Source organism: Acidimicrobiales bacterium, from assembly GCA_035547835.1.
Classification (GTDB): Bacteria; Actinomycetota; Acidimicrobiia; order Acidimicrobiales; family Iamiaceae; genus DASZTW01.
This window is the reverse complement of the sequence record DASZTW010000015.1, coordinates 67,914-89,300: the sequence shown is the minus strand read 5'-3', so window position 1 is coordinate 89,300 and position 21,387 is coordinate 67,914. Positions and strand designations below refer to the sequence as shown.

Genomic DNA, 21,387 nt, shown 5'->3' with positions numbered 1-21,387 from the left:
GCGGGCCCGTCCCTCGCTGGTGATCGAGTGAGGCCGGGTCAGCCGAGGCGCTCGATGATCGTGGCGTTGGCCATGCCGCCGCCCTCGCACATCGACTGGAGGCCGTAGCGGCCGCCGGTGCGCTCGAGCTCGTTGAGCAACGTGGCCATCAGCTTGGTGCCCGAGCAGCCGAGCGGGTGCCCGAGGGCGATGGCGCCACCGTTCACGTTCACTTTGTCGGGGTTGGCCTTGAGCTCCTTTTGCCAGGCCAGCACCACCGAGGCGAACGCCTCGTTGATCTCGAACAGGTCGATGTCGTCGATGCCGAGCCCGCTCTTGTCGAGGGCCTTCTGCGTCGACGGGATCGGGCCCTTGAGCATGGTGACCGGGTCGACGCCGGCGAGGGCGAACGTGTGGAAGCGCGCCCGTGGCGTGAGGCCGAGCTGCTTGGCCTTCTCCTCGCTCATGATCAGCGCGGCCGATGCGCCATCGGTGATCTGCGACGAGTTGCCCGCGGTGATCTTGCCGTCGGGCTTGAACGCCGGCTTCAGCTTGGCGAGGGTCTCCATCGACGAGTCGCGGATGCCTTCGTCGGCCTTCACGATCTCGTCGCTCTCGATGATGTTGCCGGTCTCCTTGTCGCGAGGCATCGCCTTGACCGGGATGATCTCGTTGTCGAAGCGACCTTCGGAGGTGGCGCGGGCCGCGTTCTCCTGCGACTTGAGGCCGAACGCGTCGAGGTCCTCGCGCGACAGGTCCCACTCGTCCGCGATCATCTCGGCACCGACGCCCTGGCCGACCATGCCGCCGATCGGTGCGTAGCGGGCGATCATCGCAGGGCCCATCGGGAAGCTACCGGGCGTGACCGACGCGCCCATCGGCGTGGTCGACATGACCTCGACACCGGCGGCCACCACGATGTCGTAGGCGCCGGCGATGACGCCCTGGGCGGCGAAGTGGGCGGCCTGCTGCGACGAACCGCACTGGCGGTCGACGGTGGTCGACGGCACCGACTCGGGCCAGCCTGCGGCCAGCACGGCGTTGCGGCCGATGTTGAGGCCCTGGTTGCCGACCTGCATCACGCAGCCCATGATCACGTCGTCGACCAGCTCGGGGTCGAGGTTGTTGCGTTCAGCCAGCGCCTTGAGCGTTTCGGCAGCCAGGTCGACCGGGTGCCACCCGGAGAGCTTTCCGTTGCGCTTGCCGCCCGCTGTGCGGACGGCGTCGACGATCACCGCGGTGGTCATGTTGTCCTCCTCTGCCGGCGTCGGTCCGGCGAGCTACCGCCGGCGTCTCCGGCGGACCATGCAGCGACCCAAAACTGGACCGCACGGTCAAGAGTGTGGTGCGGGGTCACCGCCGGACGCAACCTGGCGTGAGCCTTGGCCTTCCGATCCCCGGTCAGCGGGGGTGGCGTCGTCGCGCTTCTCGTCTTCGTCGCCGTCGCCCCCGGGCCCGTCCCTGGTCGCGTCGGCGGCCGGGGCGACCGCGGGGCTGCGCCGCCGAGCCGCGAGGAAGCCGAGCGCAGCGGCGATCACGACCAGGCTCGTCCACTCGTTGACCCGCAAGCCGAGGATGGTGTTCGCCGTGTCGATGCGCAGCGACTCGACCCACAGGCGACCGAGGAAGTAGCCGGCGAGGTACAGGGCGAACAGGTCGCCGATCCGCCGCGGCCCACGCCGGTCGAACCGCAACAGCCGCCACAGCAGCGCGCCGCCGACGAGGGCGCCGACCACCAGCAGCACCACCTGCGTGCCGGCCGCCTGCGGCTGCTGGCGCTGGACGACCAGCCACACGTCGGCGCCGACGCCGAGGGCGAGAAAGCCGTAGAGCGCGCCCAGGACCCAGCCCGGCTCACGCCCGCGCCAGCGGTCGAAGGTGACGATGAGGCCGACCAACGTGAGGTTCCACAGCGCTTCGTACAAGAACGTGGGGTGGAACGTGGAGTACGGCAGGACCGACGAGGGCGAGCGGTGTGCGACGTCGATCTCGAGCCCCCAGGGGAGCGACGTGTGCCGGCCGTACAGCTCTTGGTTGAACCAGTTGCCGAACCGGCCGACGGCCTGGGCGAGCGGCAGGCACGGCGCGACCACATCGAACAGCGACGGCAGATGCATGTCGTGGCGGCGGGCGTACCACACCCCCACGGCCACCCCACCGATCACCCCGCCGGGGATCCCGAGGCCGCCCTTCCAGATCTTGATGATGTCGCCGGGGTGGTCGGCGTAGAGCCGGTTGAAGTCGGTGATGACGCTGTAGACGCGGGCGCCGATCAGGCCACCCGGCACCGCCCAGAACGCAAGGTCGACCAGCTCGTCGCCGCGGTGACCGAGCGCCGCCCAGCGCCGCCGACCCAACCAGACCGCGGCCAGCACACCGAGCGCGATGCACAGCCCGTAGTAGTGGAGCTGCAGCTTGCCGAGGTGCAGTGCGTTGCTGCTCGGGCTCGGGATCGAGGCGAGCAGCGACGACCCCGGTGGCGAGTGCGCCAGCAACGGCGGCATGGACGGGAGCACCGGCTCAGGTTGCCACAGCCGGGCGCACCCACCCGGTCGACCGCCGCGGCGGGACAGCCAGGAGGGGCGCGGGCCACCTCATGCGAAACTGTGGAGCGTCCTGCGCTCCGGCACTCGTCCCCTGGGGGCACCCGTGACCACCACGTCCGACTCGGCGAACGCGTTCGATCCATCCAGCTCCACCACGCCCGAAGGCGCACGGCGCGAGGCTGCAGAGATCGCTGCCGCCGTCGCCGGCCTCACGCCGGCCCGGCAGTTCGTGCAACTCGTCGCCGACCACGCCGACCGCATCGCGCTGCGGTCGCCGAACGGTGACGGGTGGGACGAGTGGACCTGGACCCAACACGCCGACCGAGTGGCACGAGCGGCGGCCGGGTTCCAAGCACTCGGCCTCGAGCGAGGCGACCGGATCGTGTTGATGATGCGCAACTGCGCGGAGTTCCACGTGCTCGACATGGCGGCCCTGTTGGTAGGTGCGACGCCGATCTCCGTCTACAACTCGTCGTCGCCGGACCAAGTCGCCTACCTCATTCAGCACTGCGGCGCCCGGTTCGCGGTCGCGGAGGACGACGGCTTCGCGGCACGGTTCGCCGACGCCCGCTCGCTCCCCCTCCTCGAGCAGATCGGCATGGTGCACCCGGGGCCCGGCGACCAACCTCCGTTCACGTTCGAGTCGCTGCTCGCTCACGAGCCGGTCGACCTCGCGGCGGCCGCCGACACCGGCCGACCCGACGACGCCGCCACGGTGATCTACACGTCGGGCACCACCGGTCCTCCCAAGGGCGTGGTGATCACCAACGAGAACGTGTGCTGGACGGGCGAGAGCTTGCGGCGGCGCTTTCCCTTCGCCACCGAGTACGCCGGCAAGCGGGTCGTGTCGTACCTGCCGATGGCGCACATCGCCGAGCGGATGGTGAGCCACTACATCCATGTCGCGCTGGGCTTCGAGGTGTCGACGTGCCCCGAGGCCGGCCAAGTGGCTGCCTACCTCGCCCAAGTGCGGCCACACGTCCTGTTCGGCGTGCCACGAGTGTTCGAGAAGATCAACGCGGGCGTGCTCGCCGCGCTCGCTGCCGACCCCGAGCGGGCCACCAAGTTCGACGAGGCGGTGGAGGCCGCCACGCCCATCGCCGTGGAACGCTCCTGGGGTCGCGCCACCGAAGAGCAAGAAGCGACGTGGGCGTTCCTCGACGAAGTGGCGTTCCAACCGGCCCGTGCGCTGCTCGGCCTCGACGAGCTGCTCATGGCCATCACCGGCGCAGCGCCGATGCGCGGCGAGTTGCTCCTGTGGTTCCGGGCGATCGGCGTCCCGCTGTCGGAGATCTACGGCATGTCGGAGAGCACCGGCCCGATCACCTGGACACCGGAGCACATCAAGCCCGGCACCGTGGGAACGGCCATCCCGGGTTGCGAGGTGACACTCGGCGACGACGGCGAGCTGATCTGCCGCGGCGGCAACGTGTTCGGCGGCTACCTCGGCGACCCTGGCAAGACGGCCGAGGCCCTCGACGGCGGCTGGCTCCGCACGGGCGACATCGCCACCGTCGACGACGACGGCTACTTCCGCATCGTCGACCGCAAGAAGGAGCTGATCATCACGGCAGGCGGCAAGAACGTCAGCCCTGCCAACCTCGAGGCGGCGCTGCGAATGATCCCGCTCGTGGGCCAGGCGTTCGCCGTCGGCGACCAGCGCCCGTTCGTGGCCGCCCTCGTCACGCTCGACCCCGACGACGCGCCGGCCTGGGCGAAGGCGCACGGCATCGCGTTCACCGACCTCGCCGACTTGTCGCGCAACCCGCAGGTGCGGGCCGAGATCGACCGCGCGGCGCAAGAGGCGATGGCCCCGTTCAACCACGCCGAGCGCGTGAAGAAGATCGTGGTGCTCGACCACGACTGGCCGCCCGACTCGGCGTTCGTGACGCCGACGCAGAAGCTGAAGCGCCGGGCGATCCGCGAGGCCTACGCCGACGTCATCGCCGACATCTACGCCTGAACGACCCGCCCGTCGACGAACGGCAGATCGTCAGCGGTCGGAGTCGCCGGCGCGGTCGGCGCGCAGCGGGGCCCGCCGGCGAGGGCGGACCGCATCGGGACCCGGCACGGCCACCGGCACGGCCACCGGCACGGTCTCGGCGACCGGCGCCGTCTCGGCCACCGGTACGGTCCCGGTGACCTGCACCGCCGGGCCGGCCGGGATGCCAGAGCGCGCGCTCGCAGTGCTCGGCGCGGTCGCCGCGCCGTTGCCCGCACCCGGGGTGCCGCCTCCCGACGGGACGGGACCGTCCGAATCGGCCGGAGGAGGGCCCGGGTCGGGGTCAGGGGCGAACGCCTTGGCCACGTCGTCGGCCACGAACTTGCCGGCCGAGGCGCCGATCGCCCCACCGATGAGCCAGAACGGCGACAGGATCACCAGCCCCCAGCGCAAGCCGTGTTCATCGGCGATGTTGCCGAGGCCCACCAGGTAGAACAGCGCCACGCCGATCACCAAGAAGATGGCTGCGAGGCTGAACGACAAGCTGCGCTCCCGTGCCGGCGAGACGAGCGCCTGCACGGCCGCGAGCGGCGCGTAGAAGTAGCCGAGCACGAAGTTCGTGGCCAAGCCGATGGCGATGGTGGGCCACAGCCAGGGGGTGACGCCGGTGAGCAGCACGCCCACCCCCACCGCGGCGAGCACCGCGCCGATGCGCTGCACCGGCACGCCCATGCCCTTGGCGAACCAACCTGGCGTGAGCTTGCCGCCGTGCTGCACACCCACGTACGTCGCGGCCGCGTTGGCGGCGCCGATGAGCCCGCGGGCCAGCGCGCCGAGGTGGTACTCCCGCTCGAAGTACAACGACAAGTACGCCACCAGCGGGATCAGGCCCGCGCCGAAGAAGATGGCCGCCCAGAACATGCGGCGCAGGGTGCGCACACCCCACAGGGTCTTGACCGCTTGGCGGAACTTCGGTGGCGGCAGCGCCTCGGCACCGCTGCCGCCCGGCAGGTCGGTGCCGCCACGTACCGGCTCTTCGAGGCGCAGCGCCACGATCGACGTGATGATGATCGGCACGAACAAGACGAAGAAGGCGGCGCGCCAGCCGAGCAGGCCACCCGTGAGGCCGGCGACGGCCGGGCCGACGATGGCGCCCACGTACAGCGCGTTGGTGTGGTTCGCATACACCCCGGGCCGCGCGTCGGGGGTGTAGTAGTCGCTCAGCATCGAGTTGTGGATCGGCTGGTTGGCGAGCACACCGACCCCGTTGCCGAAGCGGGCGATCACCAACACGGCGACGCTCCCAGCCATGCCCGTGCACAAGCTGAACGCGCCGGCCAGCACGCCGGAGATGACCACCAGGTTGGTGCGCCGCACCCGGTCGGCCAGGTACCCGACAGGCACCGCGAGGAGCACCACGAGCGACACGTTGATGATGATCAGCCCGAGGAACTTCTCGTCGGAGAGATGGAACGAGCGTTGGATGTCGGGCGCCAGCGTGCCGAACGCGGCCGAATCGAACTCGTCGAAGAAGTAGAGCGCGGTGAGCACCGCGAGCGGGAAGATCAGCTGCCCGCTAGTGTCGCGCAGGAACTTCGCCCGCAGTAGCTCCAAAGGCGAGCGGCGACGGCGCGCGGCGTCCCCCTCTGTCCCCCCGTTGGTTTCCCCCACGGGTGGAGAGTATGGGACGAACCGTGCGAATCGTCCAGCCGCGGGGCGAGACGCGGCGCCGGGCGGTGCCGGCTGGCCGGCGCGGTACCGTCCGGTCATGTCCGAGTGGCCCGAGGCCGTGCTGTTCGACTTCGACGGCACGTTGGTCGACTCGAGCGACGTGATCGTGGCCGCGTTGCGCGTGGCACTCGAGCGCGGGGGCGTGGCACACGCACACCTCGACCCGGCAGAGCTCGGCGGCCACATCGGCGTGCCGCTGCCGGTGTTGCTGCCCGAGCTCGGGATCCCGCCTGCCGGCGTCAGCGCGTCGATCCTGGCGTTCCAGGCTTACTTCGCCGAGCACGGCCCGGCGGGGACGACGCCGTACGCGGGGGCGGCACGACTGCTCGACGAGCTGACCGCGGCCGGTGTCGCGCTCGCAGTCGCCACCGCCAAGCCGCGCCGGGTCGCGCAGGAAGTGATCGATCACCTCGGCTGGTCAGCGAAGTTCGCCGTGCTCGCCGGCGCCAACGACGACGAGAGCGGCGGCGCCAAAGACGAGGTCATCGGCCGTGCCCTCGCCGCGCTCACCGACGATCGGGCGGTCCCGCTCGACATCGCCGGGGTGGTCATGGTCGGCGACCGGGCCAGCGACATCGCCGGAGCGCACCACCACGGCATCGCTGCCATCGGCGTGCGGTGGGGCTACGGCTCGCGCCGCGAGCTCGAAGGAGCCGGCCCATTCGCGGTCGCCGACGACGTCGCCCACCTGCGCGCGTTGTTGCGGTCGTTCGGAGCCCGTGCGACCAGCGCCGACCCCGATCCAGGCGGGACGCGCCGCTCGCGACCAGGCGAGGCCACCGCGTCGGCGCGCCGGCGAGCCACGTCGTGACCGACCGTGCCACCACCGGCGCGGTCGGCGAGTTCGCCGCGGCGCTTCGCGCCCGGCTGGCGCGCGACGGCGTGGTGGTGCTCGGGCCCATCGACGTCGAGGCCAGCCTCCCGCTGGTGGCCGCTGCCCTGGCGGACACGGCGACCGCGGCCGCTTGCGTGATGCTCGACCCTTGGTACAACAAGGGCGTCGGCGGTGTCCGCGACGACTACACCGGATTCGTCGTCCGCCTGCTGGAGGCGGCGGCCGCCGTGGCGCCCCACACGTACCTGTGGGGCTTCCCCGAGATCGTGGCCCGCTTCGTCGACCGGCTCCCGACCGGCGTCGAGCTCGAGGCGTGGCTCACCTGGTACTACAAGAACAACCCGTCGGTGATCCGGGGCTGGCGCTCCGCCCAGATGACCTGCCTGCACCTCACCCGGCCCGATGCCGTGCTCCATCCCGAAGCGTTCCTGAACGAGGCACAGCTCCAAAAGCAGGCCGAGGGCAAGCTGCGCTACCTGCCCGGACCGCCGAGCGTGATCGAGTCCGCCCTGCTCGTCGGTTTCATCGGCAGAGCCGAGCAGACCGGTCACCCGTCGCAGAAGCCCGAGGCCGTGTACAACCCGCTGGTGCGGATGGCGACCGTGGAGGGCGATCTGCTGATCGACCCGATGTGCGGGTCCGGCACCACCGGCGCAGTGGCACGCGCCCTCGGCCGAAAGGCGATCCTCGCGGACCGCGACTCCGACTACGTGGCGCTGGTCGAAGGGCGGCTCGGCATCGAGCGGCTCGCCGTCCCAGAGTGGGCTACTCCGGCGGCCGCCGGAACGGGTCAGGCCGACGACGCGCCCCCGCCGAAGTCGTAGGCCACGCCGGTGAGCTCCTCCGACAGGTCCCACAGCTTCTTGGCCGTGCCTTCGTCGTAGGCCGAGCCCTTGGCGCGGACACGGACCGGCGGGCCTTTCTGTTCGCCGAACCCCTTCGGCCCGAAGTACTCGCTGGGCTTCACGTCGGGCATGGTCGCCGCGTACAGCTGTGGCAAGGCGCCGTCGGCATCGCTTTGGGCCATCACCCGGTTGGTGGCCGCCATCACCCGACCCATCAGCTTGTTGCCTTCCATCTCGGGACCCACGGCTTGCAGGTGGGTGGCCGCGTAGCCAGGGTGCGCCGCCACCGACACGAGGTCCGAACCAGCCGCCTCGGCCCGGCGAGCGAGCTCGAACGCGAACAACAAGTTGGAGAACTTCGACTGCGAGTAGGCGAACCAGCGGGAGTAGCGCCGGCGCTCCCACTGCGGGTCGCGAAAGTCGACCTTTCCGGGCCGGCTCGCCTGCGACGACGTGGTGACCACCCGCGGCGCCTCGGCCGCCAACAACGCCGGCAACAGGCGGCCGGTCAACGCGAAGTGACCGAGGTGGTTGGTGGCGAACTGCAGCTCCCAACCCTCGGAGTTGCGTCGCAGTGGGATGGCCATCACGCCGGCGTTGTTCATCAGGACGTCGACGTGGTCGGTGCGGCTCGTGATGTCGGCCGCTGCCGCTTCGATCGATGCCGGCTCCGACAAGTCGAGCGACACCAGCTCGGGCGCCGGCCCGCTGGCTTTGGCCGTGACGGCTTCGAGCGCGCTCGCACCCTTGTCGGGGTTGCGGCACGCCATCAGCACCCGGGCGCCGGACCCCGCCAGCGCTTCGGCCGATCGCAGACCGAGCCCGCTGTTGGCGCCGGTGATGACCACCGTGCGGCCGCGCTGGTCGGGCATCTGGGAGAGAGACCATCCGGACATCGCGTCAGCCTTGCACGTCCGAGACGCCCCTTCACTCGCCTTCTGCGCGAGAGATGTGACCACCACGGTGGGACTCCACGCGCGGAAGGGGTGGGGGGGTGGTCGCGGGACGGGGGAGCCAGAAACGGAACGTCGCACCGCCGCCCGGAGTCGGCTGGACGTCGGCGCCGCCACCGTGGGCGTCGGCGATCGACGCGACGATCGACAGGCCAAGCCCGACCCCGCCTTGTGACCGACCCCGCGAGTCGTCGGCCCGGTAGAACCGCTCGAAGACCTTGGCCGCTTGGTCGGGATCCAGGCCCGGGCCGCGGTCGGCGACCTCGATCACCGCCCACGGCCCCGCTTCGCGCACCGAGATCGTGGTGGCGGCATCGCCAGGGGTGTGGGTGCGGACGTTGCCGATCAGATTGGCGAGCACTTGGCGGACTCGCCCGGCGTCGGCGGAGACGACGACCGGCGAGTCGGGTGTGACGACGTCGACGGGGCGGTCGGGGTCGAGCGTCTGCAGATCGAAACCGGCGTCGTGGGCGAGTGGCCGCAAGTCGACCTGGGCGAACTGCAGGGGGCGGCCCTGGTCCATGCGGGCCAGCACCAGCAGGTCTTCGACCAACGACGACATGCGGGTGGCTTCCGACTCGATGCGACCCACGAGCCGGTCGGTCTCCTCGGTGGTGCCGCCGCCGCGCTGACGGTGCAGCTCGGCGAAGCCGCGGATCGACGTGAGGGGCGTGCGCAACTCGTGGCTGGCATCGGCGACGAAGCGGCGCATGCGGTCCTCCGAGGCGCGCGCCTCGCGCTCGGAGGCGGCCTGCGCGGACGCTGCTGCCTCGATCTGGCCGAGCATCCCGTTCAGCGATGCGCCCAGGCGGCCGACCTCGGTGCGCGGATCGACGTGCGGCACCCGGCGGGACAGATCGCCGGCGCTGATAGCCGCGGCAGTGTCCTCGATGTCGTCGAGGGGCCGGAGGCTGAGGCGAACCACGACGACGCCGAGCCCGGCGAGCGCCACCAGCACGGCCAGCCCCACGATCCACTCGATGCGCTCGAGGTGGTTGAGCGCTCGGTCGACATCGGCCAAGTTGCTGATGGTGGCCAGGGTCGCGTCGGAGCGGACCGGGCGCAGCAAGACCCGCCAGCGACCCGAGCTGGTCTCGATCGTGTACGGCTTGGTGCCGCGGCGGCGAGCTTCGGCTGAGGTGAGACCACCCAGGTCAGGCGCACGGGTATCGGAGCCGCCGATGCCCTGCGTGAAGCCGAGCAACGTGCCGTCGTTGCCGATCAGCTCGTAGATCACCGGGTTCGGCAGCGGGGTCGGCGGCGAGCCGCCCGTACCCGGGAACGCATCGACGCTCCGATCGACGTGCGTCGACGCCGACGCCAACCGTTGGTCGACCTGGTCGTTGAGGTAGCTGCGCAGCAAGTTCGACGCGATCGTGCCCGTGAACACCAGCGCGATCGCCACGAGCAACAGCACGGCCCCGACCAGCCGGGCCCACAGGGGAGTGCGGCGCCACGTCCGCAGCGGCCAACGCCGGGGGCGCTCGCCCGACGCGCTTGCGCGATCGGCACCTGCGCCGTCGGCCCGGGCGCCAGCAGCCAACAAGTTGGGCGCCGGTGGCGGAAGGGCTTCCTCGGCCGCTTCGGCGAGCGGGGCCGACTCGACCTGGTCGAGCGTTGGCTCCTGGGGCACGGCTCGCCTCAGACCCGGGGAGGCCGCAGGACGTACCCGACACCGCGGATCGTCTGGAGCAGCCGCGGCTCGACCGCGTCGACTTTGCGGCGCAGGTAGGAGATGTACGACTCGACGATGTTGGCGTTGCCGCCGAAGTCGTAGTTCCACACGTGGTCGAGGATCTGCGCCTTCGACAGCACCCGACCGGCGTTGACCATGAGGTAGCGCAGGAGCTCGAACTCGGTGGGCGACAGCGAGATCACCTCACCGCCGCGCCAGACCTCGTGGCTGTCCTCGTCGAGCTCCAAGTCGGCCACCACGATCCGGGACGGCGACGCGCCCTTGCCCGTGCGACGCAGCACGGCGCGGATCCGCGCCACCACTTCCTCGAGGCTGAACGGCTTGGTGACGTAGTCGTCGCCGCCGACGGTGAGGCCCGTGACCTTGTCGTCGTTCGCGTCGCGGGCGGTGAGGAACAGCACCGGGACGTCGTGGCCACGCCCACGCATCGCGCGCACCACGCTGAAGCCGTCGAGGTCCGGGAGCATGACGTCGAGCACCACCAGGTCGGGCGACCACTTCTCGGCCACCCGCAGCGCCTCGTTGCCGGTCATCGCGGTGGCCACCTCGAAACCCGAAAAGCGCAGCGACGCCGACAGCAGCTCGACGATGTTGGGCTCGTCGTCGACCACGAGGAGCTTCGCTTCGGGTTGCTGTTGGTCGACTGCCACCCCGCCATGCTGTCGCGTGGGACTGGGCCTTGTCTCCGCAAAACCTGGGAGCTGCCTGGGAGTCAGCGGCACACCGGGAAGGATCGCAGGAGACAAAAGCGAACAAACCCTCCGAATCGTCGCGGTGGGGTCCGCTGGGGAGAGGAAGTCATGTCGCCAACACGTGCAGCGCGGATCGGACACCGGACCTGGCCCCGGCCGGCGCGCGCGCCGCGGCCCACGCGGGCGGCCCGCACGCGGTTGGCGGCCGCCGCGGCCGCCGTGCTGTGCACGAGCGTGGGTGTGGCCACCGCCCGCGCCGGCTCGCTCACGACGACCTCCCGTGTGCGTCCGACTGCAGCTGCTGACGCCGCGGCGGCCTCGATCACCGGCAGCACCGATCGCTCCGCCACCGAGCCCGGCCACCGGGCCGCCGGGACCACGGGCTGCCAGGACCGCGCCGACGAGCGCTCGTGCCTGTTGCCGTTCCCGAGCGACTGGTGGACCCGACCAGACCCCACGTCGGCCACCGGCCGGCGGGTCGACCTCCCGTTGGCAGCGATGCCGAGCAACGTCGCCGGCTTGCCGATGGTGCCCACGGAGTGGAACCGCCGCGACGGCTTCAGCCCCGGCGAGACGATCCTCGTGCACGTGCCCGGACTCGACAGCCCGGCTGCCCTCGCCAAGACCGGCGCCGTGTCCGTCACCAACATGGGCGGCTACGCACGACCGTCGCAGCCGATCGTGGTGATCGACGCGGCCACCGGGCGCCGCTGGCCCGTGTGGTCCGAGGTCGACACCACCGCGGGCAGCCCCGCGGAGACGCTGTTGATGATCCACCCCTCGCGCAACTTCCTCGAGGGCCACCGCTACATCGTGGCGCTGCGCAACTTGCGCCAGGCGAACGGCGGCCAGATCGAAGCACCCGCCCAGTTCGCGGCCGAGCGTGACGGGGACCCGCCGGCGACCGACCCCCGCGCCGCGCACACCGAGGAGCTGCTGGGCGATCTGGCCCGCGCCGGCATCGCCCGGCGTGGCATGTACCTCGCCTGGGACTTCACGGTCGCGTCGGCCTCCGACACCACCGGGCGCCTCTTGTCGATGCGCAACCGCTCCTTCGCCCAACTCGGCGACACCAACCTCGCCGACGGGAAGGTGGCCGGGCACTCGCCGCCGTTCAAGATCGTCTCGGTGCAGGACCGCACCCCGCAGCAGGACCCGTACATCGCCCGGCAGGTCACGCTGACCGTGCAAGTGCCGTGTTTCATCTTCCCGACGTGCAGCCCCGTGCCCACCACGTTGCGGGCACCGCCCGACGGCCTGAAACCGGCGCTCGCGCTGGCCGGCAAGGTCACCAACGAGTTGCCCGAAGTGGGGTTCGACCCCTCCGGCGGGACGCCCGACTTCGGTGCCGGCCGGTTCGTCCTCGACCGCGACGGCATGCCGGTGCAGAACCCCGTGCCGACCGAAGCCCGCGTGCTGTGCAACATCCCGCGCCGGGCGTTCGCCCGCGGTGCCGCGCCGCTGCGGCCGTCGCTGTACGGCCACGGCCTGCTCGGCTCCGCCCACGAAGTCGACGCGCACAACGTCCGCGAGATGTCGCAACGGCACGGGATGCTGTACTGCGCCACCGACTGGTTCGGGATGGCCGCCGGCGACATCCCGAACGCGCTCACGATCCTCGCCGATGTCTCGCGCTTTCCCTCGCTGGTCGACCGGATGCAACAAGGCATCTTGAACCAGCTGGTGGTGGGCCGGACGTTGATCGCGTCCGGTGGGCTGTCGACCGCTGCGCCGTTCCGGGTGGGTGGACGTTCGGTGATCGACACCCGGGCGCTGTTCTACGACGGCAACAGCCAAGGTGGCATCTACGGCGGGACCACCACGGCCGTGTCGCCCGACGTGCGCCGCGCGGTGATCGGCGTTCCGGGCATGACCTTCTCGGTGCTGATGCCCCGGTCGGCCGACTTCATCGCGGCGCCCGGCCAGTTCGGCCTCGCCACCCCCTTGGAGCTCGCGTACCCGAGCCCCGCCGATCGCTTGGCGATCCTCGACTTGTTGCAGATGCTGTGGGACCGCGCCGATCCCAACGGCTACGCGGCGCACCTGACCGACCACCCGCTGCCCGACACGCCGAGCCATCAAGTGCTGATGCAAGTTGCGTTCGGCGATCACCAGGTCGCGAACGTCACGGCCGACACGGAGGCCCGCACGGCGGGGATACCGGTGGTGTGGCCCGCGCTCGAGGCCGGCCGTTCACGCGACCGGGTCCCGTACTGGGACATCCCCCACCTGACCCGTTTCCCATCCACCGGTTCTGCGATGGTGATCTTCGACAGTGGTCCGGTGCGACGGGAGCACGGCGAACAAGTCGGCGTCGGGCCGCCGCCACCCACGAACGTGCCCGACTCCGCTGGCGAGGACCCCCACGAGGACCCACGCGCGGCACGGTGCGGCCAGGACCAGAAGTCGGCGTTCCTGCTCAGGGACGGAACGGTCACGGCTCCCTGCGCGGGCCCGCCGTACTTCGCCGGCACCTGGACCGGCCGCTGACCTCAGCCCCCCACCGGAACCCACCTGGTGGAGCCCGCCACCGAATGGCACGGCGCGGCACCAGCCGCTGGACCGCCCCCGGCGGACCCGGACCGTTGAGGTCGTCGCCGCGCCGGTGACCCGGGTCCGGCGACGCCGAACCCGGTCGTCGCGGGCTCGCAACGGATACGGTCCAGGTCGTGCCGGCCCAACAGGCGTCGCCCATCGTCGGGCCGGAGGCCATCGTCGCCGAGCCCGACGCGGCGGAGCTCGATTGCCGGTCGGCGGGTACGTGCGATGTCGCGCTCGACTCGCCCCGCGGGCGATGGGTGCTGGCAGCCGGAACGCTCGGTTCGATGTTGGTGATGCTCGACGGCACGGTGGTGAACGTCGCCCTGCCCCGCATCGGCAGCCACTTGCACTCCGACTTCGCCGGCATGCAGTGGGTGCTCACCGGCTACTTGCTGACGCTGGCGTCGTTCATCCTGCTCGGCGGGGTGCTCGGCGACCGTGCCGGGCGCCGGCGGGTGTTCGTCGTCGGGGTGGTGTGGTTCGCCGCCAGCTCGGCGCTGTGCGGCGTGGCGCCCGACATCGGCGTGCTGGTGGCCGCACGGGTGCTGCAGGGGATGGGCGGCGCGCTGCTGACACCGTCGAGCCTGGCGATCATCCAGACCGTGTTCCGCCGAGAGGACCGCGCCCGCGCGATCGGCGCGTGGTCCGGGCTCACCGGCATCGCCGGCGCGCTGGGCCCGTTCCTCGGCGGCTGGATCGTCGGCTCGTTCTCGTGGCGCTGGATCTTCCTCATCAACCTGCCGCTGGCCGCCGCCGTGGTGGCCCTCACGTTGCGGCACGTGCCACAACTGCTCCCGACCGACCAGCCGGGCAGCCTGCGCGCCCTCGTGGCCCACCTCGATCCGCTCGGCGCGCTGCTCGGCGTGGTCGGCCTCGCCGGCACGACGTATGGCCTGATCCGCCAATCGTGGGCGTTCGGCCTCACCGGCGCCGTGGTCTTCGCGCTGTTCGTGCTCTGGGAACGCGGCACGCGGGAACCGGTGCTGCCGCTCGGCATCTTCCGGTCGAGCCAGTTCTCGGCCGTCAACCTGGTCACTCTCGGGCTCTACGGCGCACTCAACATCTTGATGTTCGTGCTGGTGCTGGCGTTGCAGAACGGCCTGGGCTACTCACCGTTGACCGCCGGAGCGGCCACCGTCCCGATCACCGTGCTGATGTTGGCGGGCTCGGCCCGCGCCGGGGACCTGGCCCAACGGATCGGGCCTCGCTGGCCGATGACTGCCGGCACGCTCCTCGTGGCCGGGGGCATGTGGATGCTCGTGCGTCTCGAGCCCGGCCAGTCGTGGCTCGCTGGCGTGCTTCCCGCAATGCTCGTCGTGGGTCTGGGCCTCACCTTGACGGTCGCGCCGCTCACGGCCACCGCGATGGCCACCGTCGCGCCCGACCACGTCGGCATCGGGTCGGGCGTCAACAACGCCGTGGCCCGGGGCGCGGGCCTGGTGGCGATCGCGGTGGTGCCGCTCATCGGCGGCTTCGACCCCAACCGGCCGGTGACGAAGGCTGCCCTCATCGCCGGTATGCACCGCTGCATGCTGGCCTCAGCCGTGGTGTGCGCGATCTTCGCCGTCTTTGCCGCCGTCACGATCCGCTCCGACGCGCTCACCTCGTCCCCCGCTTGAGACAGAAGACGAAGATGGGCGAGTTCAGTTCGGCCCCTCCGCCACTCTGAACTCGCCCATCGTCAATCCCAGGTCGGCGGCAGCATGGTCGCCCGCGGAAGGTGCCCGCCCGAGCACCCTCCTACCGCACCACCGTCGGCCCGGGACCGATCTCGTCGCCGGCCGCAGCGGCCAGCAAGTTGTCCAGCTTGGCCTGCGCCACGCTGATGAGGCCCGGGAGCGCCTCCACCGGCACCCCGAGGCGATCCGCCAACTCGCCGTCGGGCACTCCAGCATCGAGCCAAAGGTGCAGCCGCCGATACGTGACCGGCAACTGGTCGATGGCTGCTTCCCGGTCCACTCCTCGACGGTACGGATCCGAGCCTTCGGCCGCCAGAGCGATGGCTACTCATCGTGGCGCCCGGGACTACTCAATCCCACTCCCTGCGCACGACAAATCGGCTGATCCTCACCATTCGCGACATCACGACCACCACGGGTGGGCGTCCTCCCACGGTGGGCAGGTCAGCCAATGGGAATCCGGCGGCGCACGCGCCCACGGGTCACGGGGTCCCGAAGCGGTCCGCGTGCGCGTGCAACTCAGCCCGACTCTTGACACCGAGCTTGGCGTAGATCCGCCCCAGGTGGTTGTCGACCGTGCGCACCGAGACGAACAGCTCCTCGGCGATGGCCCGACTCGACATGCCCGCCGCAGCCCGCCGTGCGATGTCTCGCTCGCGCGCGGTGAGTCCCGCCGGTTCGGGCGCTGCCGGGCTCACCGGCCGGACGACTCCTTCGCACAGCGCGGCGAGCGCGCCGGCACGAGTCAACAACCGGCGCTGGCCGGCGCCATCGCCTGCCTTCTCGTACGCCGCTGCTGCCTGTGCAGCGACCTCCGCGGCCTGCAACCACGCCCCCATCTCGGCCATGAGCTCGACGCTGCGCTCCAACAGCGCACCGTCGCCGGTCGCGAGCCCCCGGGCGTGGAGCTCGATCGGCTCGGGCCAGGCCCCTTCGATCGTGACGAGCAGCTCAGCCAAGCGATCGAGGTGGTCGGAGGGCGACGACCCGAGTCGGATCGCGTCGTGACGAGCCAGCAGCTCGAACATCGGCGCGGCCACCTCGACGCAGTGCTGCACCTCGGCTTCGGCGGCCGAGCGACCGGCCGCGACGCCCTGCGAGGCCGCGGTGGTCCACAAGAGCTCGCGGCGGCTGTCGAGGTCTTCCGGGCGCGGCCCCACCAGACCGAGCGTCGCGGCGACCCGCTCGGACTCCTCTGCCAGGGCAACCGACTCGTCGACCCGACCCACCAGCGCGTACGCCTTCGACAAGCTCGCGGCGGCGAACCGATGCCACCAGGGCTCCACCTGACCCTGGCGGGCCTGTTCGACGGCAAGACCGAGCCGGTCGACGGCTTCGAGCGCCCGACCCTGCACGAGTGCGTACCGACCTTGCGGCAGCGCCACGTACGCCGGGGGCAAGGCCCGGGGGCTGACCTGCTCGACGGCGAGGTCGAGGTATTGGCCGAAGTCGTCGATGCGCCCCGCGAGCAGCAGCGAGCGCAGGAGCGGGGCCATCACCCACCGAGCCTTGCGCTCGGCGTCGCCGCGGGCGGCAGCCGCGAACAGGAGCTGCTCAGCCCGCTCGTAGCAGCTCACGCAGCGGCCTTCGAGGCAGTCGACCAGGTCGGCGGCGGCGAGCGCCCGCAGCGACACGGCCGGATCGGGATGGGAGATGAGCTCCGCGGCCCGCGCCGACGCTTCGGTGCTGCCATACGTCGCGACCACCGCGCTCCAGTGCGCTTCGAGGCGGGCGCGAGCGGGATGGTCGGGCGGAAAGCCGTCGACGACCGCCCGCACCCCGGGCAGATCCCGCTCACCCCATCCCAGGCAGGAGATCCGCCACAAGTCGGCCGTCGCGCGGGCGGTGTCGCTGTCGAGGTCATCCGCAGGGGCGTCGTCGCTCCGGGCCGCGATGCGCTTGTCGACCACATCGAGGGCGCGGAGCGCCTCGTCGTAGCGAAGCGCGCTGACCAACGTCTCGATGTGCAGCAGCCGGTTGGCCAGCGTGTCGCGCGCCTCGACCGCCGCCGCGGCGAACCCGGTGGCACGCTCATGATCCACGACCGCGAGCAACCGCGCCGCCGTCGCGAGGTCCTCGGCATCGGCGTCGCCGGTCTCGACGCCCCAGCGCGCGAGCCGGACGAGGTCGGCGTCGGTGTGGTGCGTGCCGGACCGCAGCGCCGTCACGACCTGCCGCAGCGGCAGCCGGCGATCCGGCACCGAGTTGGCCAGCACGCGACCAAGCAACGGGTGCTTCAGCCGGACGGTCGGCCGGTGCTGGCGATCTGTCACCAGCACACCTTGCCGGTGGGCTTCTCGCACGACGGCCGGTTCGGCCAGACGCGCGACCGTGTCGTCGGGCAGCACTTCCGCGACGGCCACCGCCACCGCCAACCCGCGCGCCGCGGGCGACAGCCTGTTCGCGCGCAGCATCAGCAGCTCGGCCAGGCGATCGTCGATCACGACATCGCCGCGCCACACCCACTGGCCCTCGACCGGCGACAACCCGCCCGCGTGCACGAGCCCGTCGAGCAGCTCTCGCAAGTACAACGGGTTGCCCGCCGTGACGGACGTGAGCCGCGCGATCGTCTCGGGATCGACCGGTCCGCCCAGGCGATGCGCGGCGAGCTCACCCACCTGGCGGGCGGACAGCGGCTGGAGGTCGAGGCGCTCGCACAACTCGTCGCGCCACAAGCTCGTGATCAGCTCCGCGGCCGGCTCGCCCGTGCGCAGCGTGACGAGCAGCGCCGCGCTCCGGGCCAGCAACAACTGCCGCGCGACCGCAAGCGTGGCGTCGTCGAGCCACTGGGCGTCATCGAGCACCACGACGAGGTCCGCGCCGTCGGCGTGCTGGCCGAGCGCCGCGCACGCCGCGGCGAGCCGGTCGGCGTTCGAGGCGGCAGGGGGCGAGGCGGAGGGCAGTTCGTCGTCGGCGTCGTTGTCGAGCGCGGGCAACAGCCAGGCCAGCGCGCCCAATGCCACCGACTGCAGCGATGGGGTGCCGACGACCCGAACCACCCCGGCGCCGCGGCGGCCGAGCACGTCGGTGGCGGCTTCGGCGAGCCGCGTCTTGCCGACGCCCGGCTCACCGGCCACCACCACGCCGTGCCCCATCGTGGTCCGCGCCAGCACCCACTCCAGCTCTTCGTCGCGGCCGACGAGCGAGCGCGCGGGAGGGGGTGTGGACGGGCGAGATCCCACAGGCCGAGTGTAGGAAACGGGCGTCAGCGTGACTCGCAGGACGCGCCACTAGGGTTTGCGCCAGGCACACGGCGTCGCAGCGAACCCAAGAGCAGGAGCACGGCATGTTCTGGCACATCCTCTGGTGGTTCATCATCGGGCTGATCGCCGGCGGCCTCGCCCGGATGTTCGTGCGAGGCAAGCACCGTCTCGGGATCATGGGCACGGCGGTGCTCGGCATCATCGGCTCGTTCGTGGGCGGGTTCCTCGGCTTCTTGCTGTTCAACGTCGACAGCAACGACGGCGCGGTGCAGCCCGCCGGCATCTTCGGCTCCGTGGTCGGGGCGATGATCATCTTGTGGCTGTGGGGCAAGCTCGATTCGAGCCGCTCCCCCGCGCGACGCCGCCGGTGAGAGCCCGGGATCAGGCCGGCACGATCAGCGACGGCGTCACCGGCTGATCGAAGCCCGCCACTTCCCGAGCTGGGAGCGGTTCGAACTGCAGCGTGGGTGTCACGGCGGCGACAGTGGCCGGATCGACCACCACCCGCCCGGGCGTCGCCTGTTCGACGAGACGGGACGCGAGGTTGACCACCGAGCCGTAGAAATCCCCGTCGAGGGCGACCACGGGTCCGTACGCGATGCCGACGCGGAGGTCGGGGAGACGTTGCTCCTCGGCGAGCGCACCTGCGATGGCCAACCCCGTGCGGCATGCGTCGACCGGGTCGACCGCGGTGAACATCAGTTCGTCGCCGATCGTCTTGACGATCCGCGCCGTGCCGACCCGCGCGGCGTCCCCGAGACGCTCGAACTCCCCAAGCGCCTCGGCGAGCTCGCGCGGCGTCAGCGCCGCCGTCCACTCCGTGGATCGCACGAGGTCGGCAAAGCCCACCGCGACCGTGACCGTGTCATGCGTGGTGGGGTCGGTGCGCGCGCCGCCGAGACGGCGGCTGGCGTCGAGCGCGTGGTGGGCGAACAGCACGCGGAACAGCTCGGGGATCACCGGGATGGCGGTCAGCGCGACATCGGCCGCTTTGGTGAGCTCGGTCTGCGATCCGCCACGGGCCAGCAGTGGGTCCTCGACGTTCATCCCGAACATGCTGATGGCGGCTTCGGCCACCCGGCTGACCGACTGGCTCATCACCCGCGAGAAGCGCAGGACGGTCTCGGCACCGAAGAAGCTGTCGACCCGCCCGAACAGCTCGATGGCGGCGAGGTCGGTGGCGGGAATGCCCCGCTGGCCTGGCTCCGGGACCGGCAGACCACATGCACGGAGCACTTCGACCACCCGCGAGTGGTGCAGCCCGGTGCGGGCGGCCGCTTCCTCGACGGAGTACCGATTGACCGCGCCCAAGATGCGGTGCTCGACGAGCGCCTGGCGCGGGTCACCCCCCAACACCGCGTCGCGCAGCGCGTCGACAGTGACCCCGCTGGCCAGGATGTAGCGCAGCATGTCGCGCAGGTCGTCGTCGGTGGTGCGGCACCGTGCAGTCGCCGGCACGAGCTCGACGAGCTCGTCGAGCAGCTCGGGCGACGGCTGGGGTGGGGCGGGAGGGCCGGGCACGGCCAAGGCAGACGGTTCGATCGGGTCAACCACCGCGCAGAAGTGTGCCAGGGCTGACGCCCGGCCACCCGCCCAAAGGTTCAGCCGTCGGCTTTGACCGCAGCGACGTCGAACTCCAGCGTCACCTTCTCGCTGACGAGTACGCCACCTGCCTCCAGCGCGGCGTTCCAGTTCACGCCCCAGTCCTTGCGGTTGACGGTGGTGCTGCCCTCGAGGCCGATGCGCTGGTGACCGAACGGGTCGTCGACCGGGCCCGACAGCTCGAGATCGAACGTGATGGGCTTGGTCACGCCCTTGATCGTGAGGTCGCCGGTCACCTGGTACTCGTTGTCACCGTCGGCCTTCACCGCGGCGCTCACAAAGGTGATCTCGGGATAGGTGTCCATGTCGAAGAAGTCGTTGCTGCGGAGATGGGCGTCACGATCGGCGTTGCCGGTGCTGACGCTCGTGGCCTTGACGGTGACCTGGAACTTCGAGTTCTCGGGGTTGTCGGCGTCGAAGTAGCCCGAGCCCTCGACGTCGGTGAACGAACCCCGCACCTTGGTCACCATGGCGTGACGGGCGACGAAGCCAAGTCGCGAGTGAGCGGGGTCGAGGTTGTACGTACCGGTGAGTCGGGCGGTGTCGGTGCTCATGGCGGAACTCCTTGCAGCGTCAATGGACCACTGCGGTCGTCAGGTGCTTGCACACGCAACAACCCGTGGTCGAGGCCACGATATTCCCGGGGAACGCCGCAAATCCCGCGGCACGACTCGCGAGGTCGATCGATTGACCGGCCCCGACCTCGGCGCGACAGACTCGGGACGTGCGCATCGAACGGATCGACCACGTGCAGCTCGCCATGCCGCCCGGCAGCGAAGACACCGCCGCCGCCTTCTACGAAGGCTTGTTCGGCCTCCAGCAGGTCCCGAAGCCGCCGGCCCTGGCGGCACGCGGTGGGTGCTGGTTCGAGGACGGCGACGTGAAGGTCCACCTCGGGGTGGAAGCCGACTTCCGACCCGCCAAGAAGGCACACCCCGCACTGATCGTGCGCGACTTGCGAACGTTGGTGGCCCGGTTGGCCGAAGCCGGCGTGGCAGTGCGAGACGACGACGAGCTCGAGGGCTACGACCGCGTGTACGTCGACGACCCGTTCGGCAACCGCATCGAGCTGATGGAGCCGCTGGGCTCACCAACCGGCTGAGGCCGCCGGCAGGCGCGGGCGGCGGTGGCGCCGCGGGCGGG

The 21,387-nt window shown here is 71.2% G+C and carries 17 protein-coding genes; 7 read left to right on the top strand and 10 right to left on the bottom strand.

Features of this window, described 5'->3' with window-relative positions; all coding sequences use genetic code 11:
- Positions 1 to 38 precede the first annotated feature (38 nt).
- Positions 39 to 1,226, bottom strand: a complete 1,188-nt coding sequence (locus tag VHA73_12100) for a thiolase family protein (GenBank protein ID HVX18766.1) — start codon at positions 1,224 to 1,226, stop codon at positions 39 to 41.
- Positions 1,227 to 1,313: 87 nt separating this feature from the next.
- Positions 1,314 to 2,495 (bottom strand): prolipoprotein diacylglyceryl transferase, encoded by a 1,182-nt coding sequence (lgt, locus tag VHA73_12095; protein ID HVX18765.1) that lies wholly within the window; start codon positions 2,493 to 2,495, stop codon positions 1,314 to 1,316.
- Positions 2,496 to 2,628: 133 nt separating this feature from the next.
- Here lgt and VHA73_12090 point away from each other — a divergent pair, with 133 nt between their 5' ends.
- Positions 2,629 to 4,488 carry an AMP-dependent synthetase/ligase gene (locus VHA73_12090; protein ID HVX18764.1) on the top strand — a complete coding sequence of 620 codons (1,860 nt, stop codon included), beginning with the start codon at positions 2,629 to 2,631 and terminating at the stop codon, positions 4,486 to 4,488.
- Positions 4,489 to 4,518: 30 nt separating this feature from the next.
- Here VHA73_12090 and VHA73_12085 read toward each other — a convergent pair whose 3' ends face one another.
- On the bottom strand, positions 4,519 to 6,138 hold the full coding sequence (locus VHA73_12085) for an MFS transporter (protein HVX18763.1): 1,620 nt from the start codon (positions 6,136 to 6,138) through the stop codon (positions 4,519 to 4,521).
- 97 nt (positions 6,139 to 6,235) lie between these two features.
- Between VHA73_12085 and VHA73_12080 the strand changes: the two genes are divergently transcribed.
- The gene (locus VHA73_12080) at positions 6,236 to 7,009 is read left to right on the top strand and encodes an HAD hydrolase-like protein (GenBank protein ID HVX18762.1); all 774 of its coding nucleotides are present in this window, start codon (positions 6,236 to 6,238) and stop codon (positions 7,007 to 7,009) included.
- Positions 7,006 to 7,857, top strand: a complete 852-nt coding sequence (locus tag VHA73_12075; GenBank protein ID HVX18761.1) for a site-specific DNA-methyltransferase — start codon at positions 7,006 to 7,008, stop codon at positions 7,855 to 7,857. The genes VHA73_12080 and VHA73_12075 overlap by 4 nt, the downstream gene beginning before the upstream one ends.
- Here VHA73_12075 and VHA73_12070 read toward each other — a convergent pair.
- Genes VHA73_12070 through VHA73_12060 form a run of 3 tightly spaced genes read right to left on the bottom strand, consistent with a single transcriptional unit; the run spans position 7,824 to position 11,177 of the window.
- The gene (locus VHA73_12070; protein ID HVX18760.1) at positions 7,824 to 8,774 is read right to left on the bottom strand and encodes an oxidoreductase; all 951 of its coding nucleotides are present in this window, start codon (positions 8,772 to 8,774) and stop codon (positions 7,824 to 7,826) included. The two genes, VHA73_12075 and VHA73_12070, sit on opposite strands and share 34 nt — an antisense overlap.
- A gap of 31 nt (positions 8,775 to 8,805) precedes the next feature.
- The gene (locus VHA73_12065; GenBank protein ID HVX18759.1) at positions 8,806 to 10,464 is read right to left on the bottom strand and encodes a HAMP domain-containing sensor histidine kinase; all 1,659 of its coding nucleotides are present in this window, start codon (positions 10,462 to 10,464) and stop codon (positions 8,806 to 8,808) included.
- 8 nt (positions 10,465 to 10,472) lie between these two features.
- Positions 10,473 to 11,177, bottom strand: a complete 705-nt coding sequence (locus VHA73_12060) for a response regulator transcription factor (GenBank protein ID HVX18758.1) — start codon at positions 11,175 to 11,177, stop codon at positions 10,473 to 10,475.
- A gap of 150 nt (positions 11,178 to 11,327) precedes the next feature.
- Here VHA73_12060 and VHA73_12055 point away from each other — a divergent pair, with 150 nt between their 5' ends.
- Positions 11,328 to 13,709, top strand: a complete 2,382-nt coding sequence (locus tag VHA73_12055) for a hypothetical protein (GenBank protein HVX18757.1) — start codon at positions 11,328 to 11,330, stop codon at positions 13,707 to 13,709.
- A 179-nt stretch (positions 13,710 to 13,888) separates the two neighbouring features.
- Complete coding sequence (locus VHA73_12050; GenBank protein HVX18756.1) at positions 13,889 to 15,379, top strand: DHA2 family efflux MFS transporter permease subunit; 1,491 nt, start codon at positions 13,889 to 13,891, stop codon at positions 15,377 to 15,379.
- Positions 15,380 to 15,500: 121 nt separating this feature from the next.
- Here the strand turns inward: VHA73_12050 and VHA73_12045 are convergent, their stop codons facing one another.
- Entirely contained in the window at positions 15,501 to 15,719 is a 219-nt protein-coding gene (locus VHA73_12045) for a hypothetical protein (protein ID HVX18755.1), read from the bottom strand.
- A gap of 202 nt (positions 15,720 to 15,921) precedes the next feature.
- Positions 15,922 to 18,621, bottom strand: a complete 2,700-nt coding sequence (locus VHA73_12040; GenBank protein ID HVX18754.1) for an AAA family ATPase — start codon at positions 18,619 to 18,621, stop codon at positions 15,922 to 15,924.
- Between the two features lie 104 nt (positions 18,622 to 18,725).
- Here VHA73_12040 and VHA73_12035 point away from each other — a divergent pair, with 104 nt between their 5' ends.
- Positions 18,726 to 19,013 (top strand): GlsB/YeaQ/YmgE family stress response membrane protein, encoded by a 288-nt coding sequence (locus tag VHA73_12035; GenBank protein ID HVX18753.1) that lies wholly within the window; start codon positions 18,726 to 18,728, stop codon positions 19,011 to 19,013.
- 10 nt (positions 19,014 to 19,023) lie between these two features.
- On the opposite strand, the gene VHA73_12030 is transcribed toward VHA73_12035, so the two are convergent.
- A complete protein-coding gene (locus tag VHA73_12030) occupies positions 19,024 to 20,196 on the bottom strand; it encodes an adenylate/guanylate cyclase domain-containing protein (GenBank protein ID HVX18752.1) in 1,173 nt (390 codons plus the stop codon).
- Positions 20,197 to 20,243: 47 nt separating this feature from the next.
- Positions 20,244 to 20,798: a YceI family protein gene (locus VHA73_12025; GenBank protein ID HVX18751.1), complete on the bottom strand. Its 555-nt coding sequence runs from the start codon at positions 20,796 to 20,798 to the stop codon at positions 20,244 to 20,246.
- 170 nt (positions 20,799 to 20,968) lie between these two features.
- On the opposite strand from VHA73_12025, the gene VHA73_12020 reads away from it, so the two are divergent.
- On the top strand, positions 20,969 to 21,346 hold the full coding sequence (locus tag VHA73_12020) for a VOC family protein (protein ID HVX18750.1): 378 nt from the start codon (positions 20,969 to 20,971) through the stop codon (positions 21,344 to 21,346).
- Positions 21,347 to 21,387: the final 41 nt, after the last annotated feature.

Bases quoted from the DNA above. Each gene is read 5' to 3' on its own strand.
- VHA73_12080 (HVX18762.1), top strand. From the start codon at position 6,236: ATGTCCGAGTGGCCCGAGGCCGTGCTGTTCGACTTCGACGGCACGTTG.
- VHA73_12035 (HVX18753.1), top strand. From the start codon at position 18,726: ATGTTCTGGCACATCCTCTGGTGGTTCATCATCGGGCTGATCGCCGGC.
- VHA73_12070 (HVX18760.1), bottom strand. From the start codon at position 8,774: ATGTCCGGATGGTCTCTCTCCCAGATGCCCGACCAGCGCGGCCGCACG.
- VHA73_12100 (HVX18766.1), bottom strand. From the start codon at position 1,226: ATGACCACCGCGGTGATCGTCGACGCCGTCCGCACAGCGGGCGGCAAG.
- VHA73_12055 (HVX18757.1), top strand. From the start codon at position 11,328: ATGTCGCCAACACGTGCAGCGCGGATCGGACACCGGACCTGGCCCCGG.
- VHA73_12025 (HVX18751.1), bottom strand. From the start codon at position 20,798: ATGAGCACCGACACCGCCCGACTCACCGGTACGTACAACCTCGACCCC.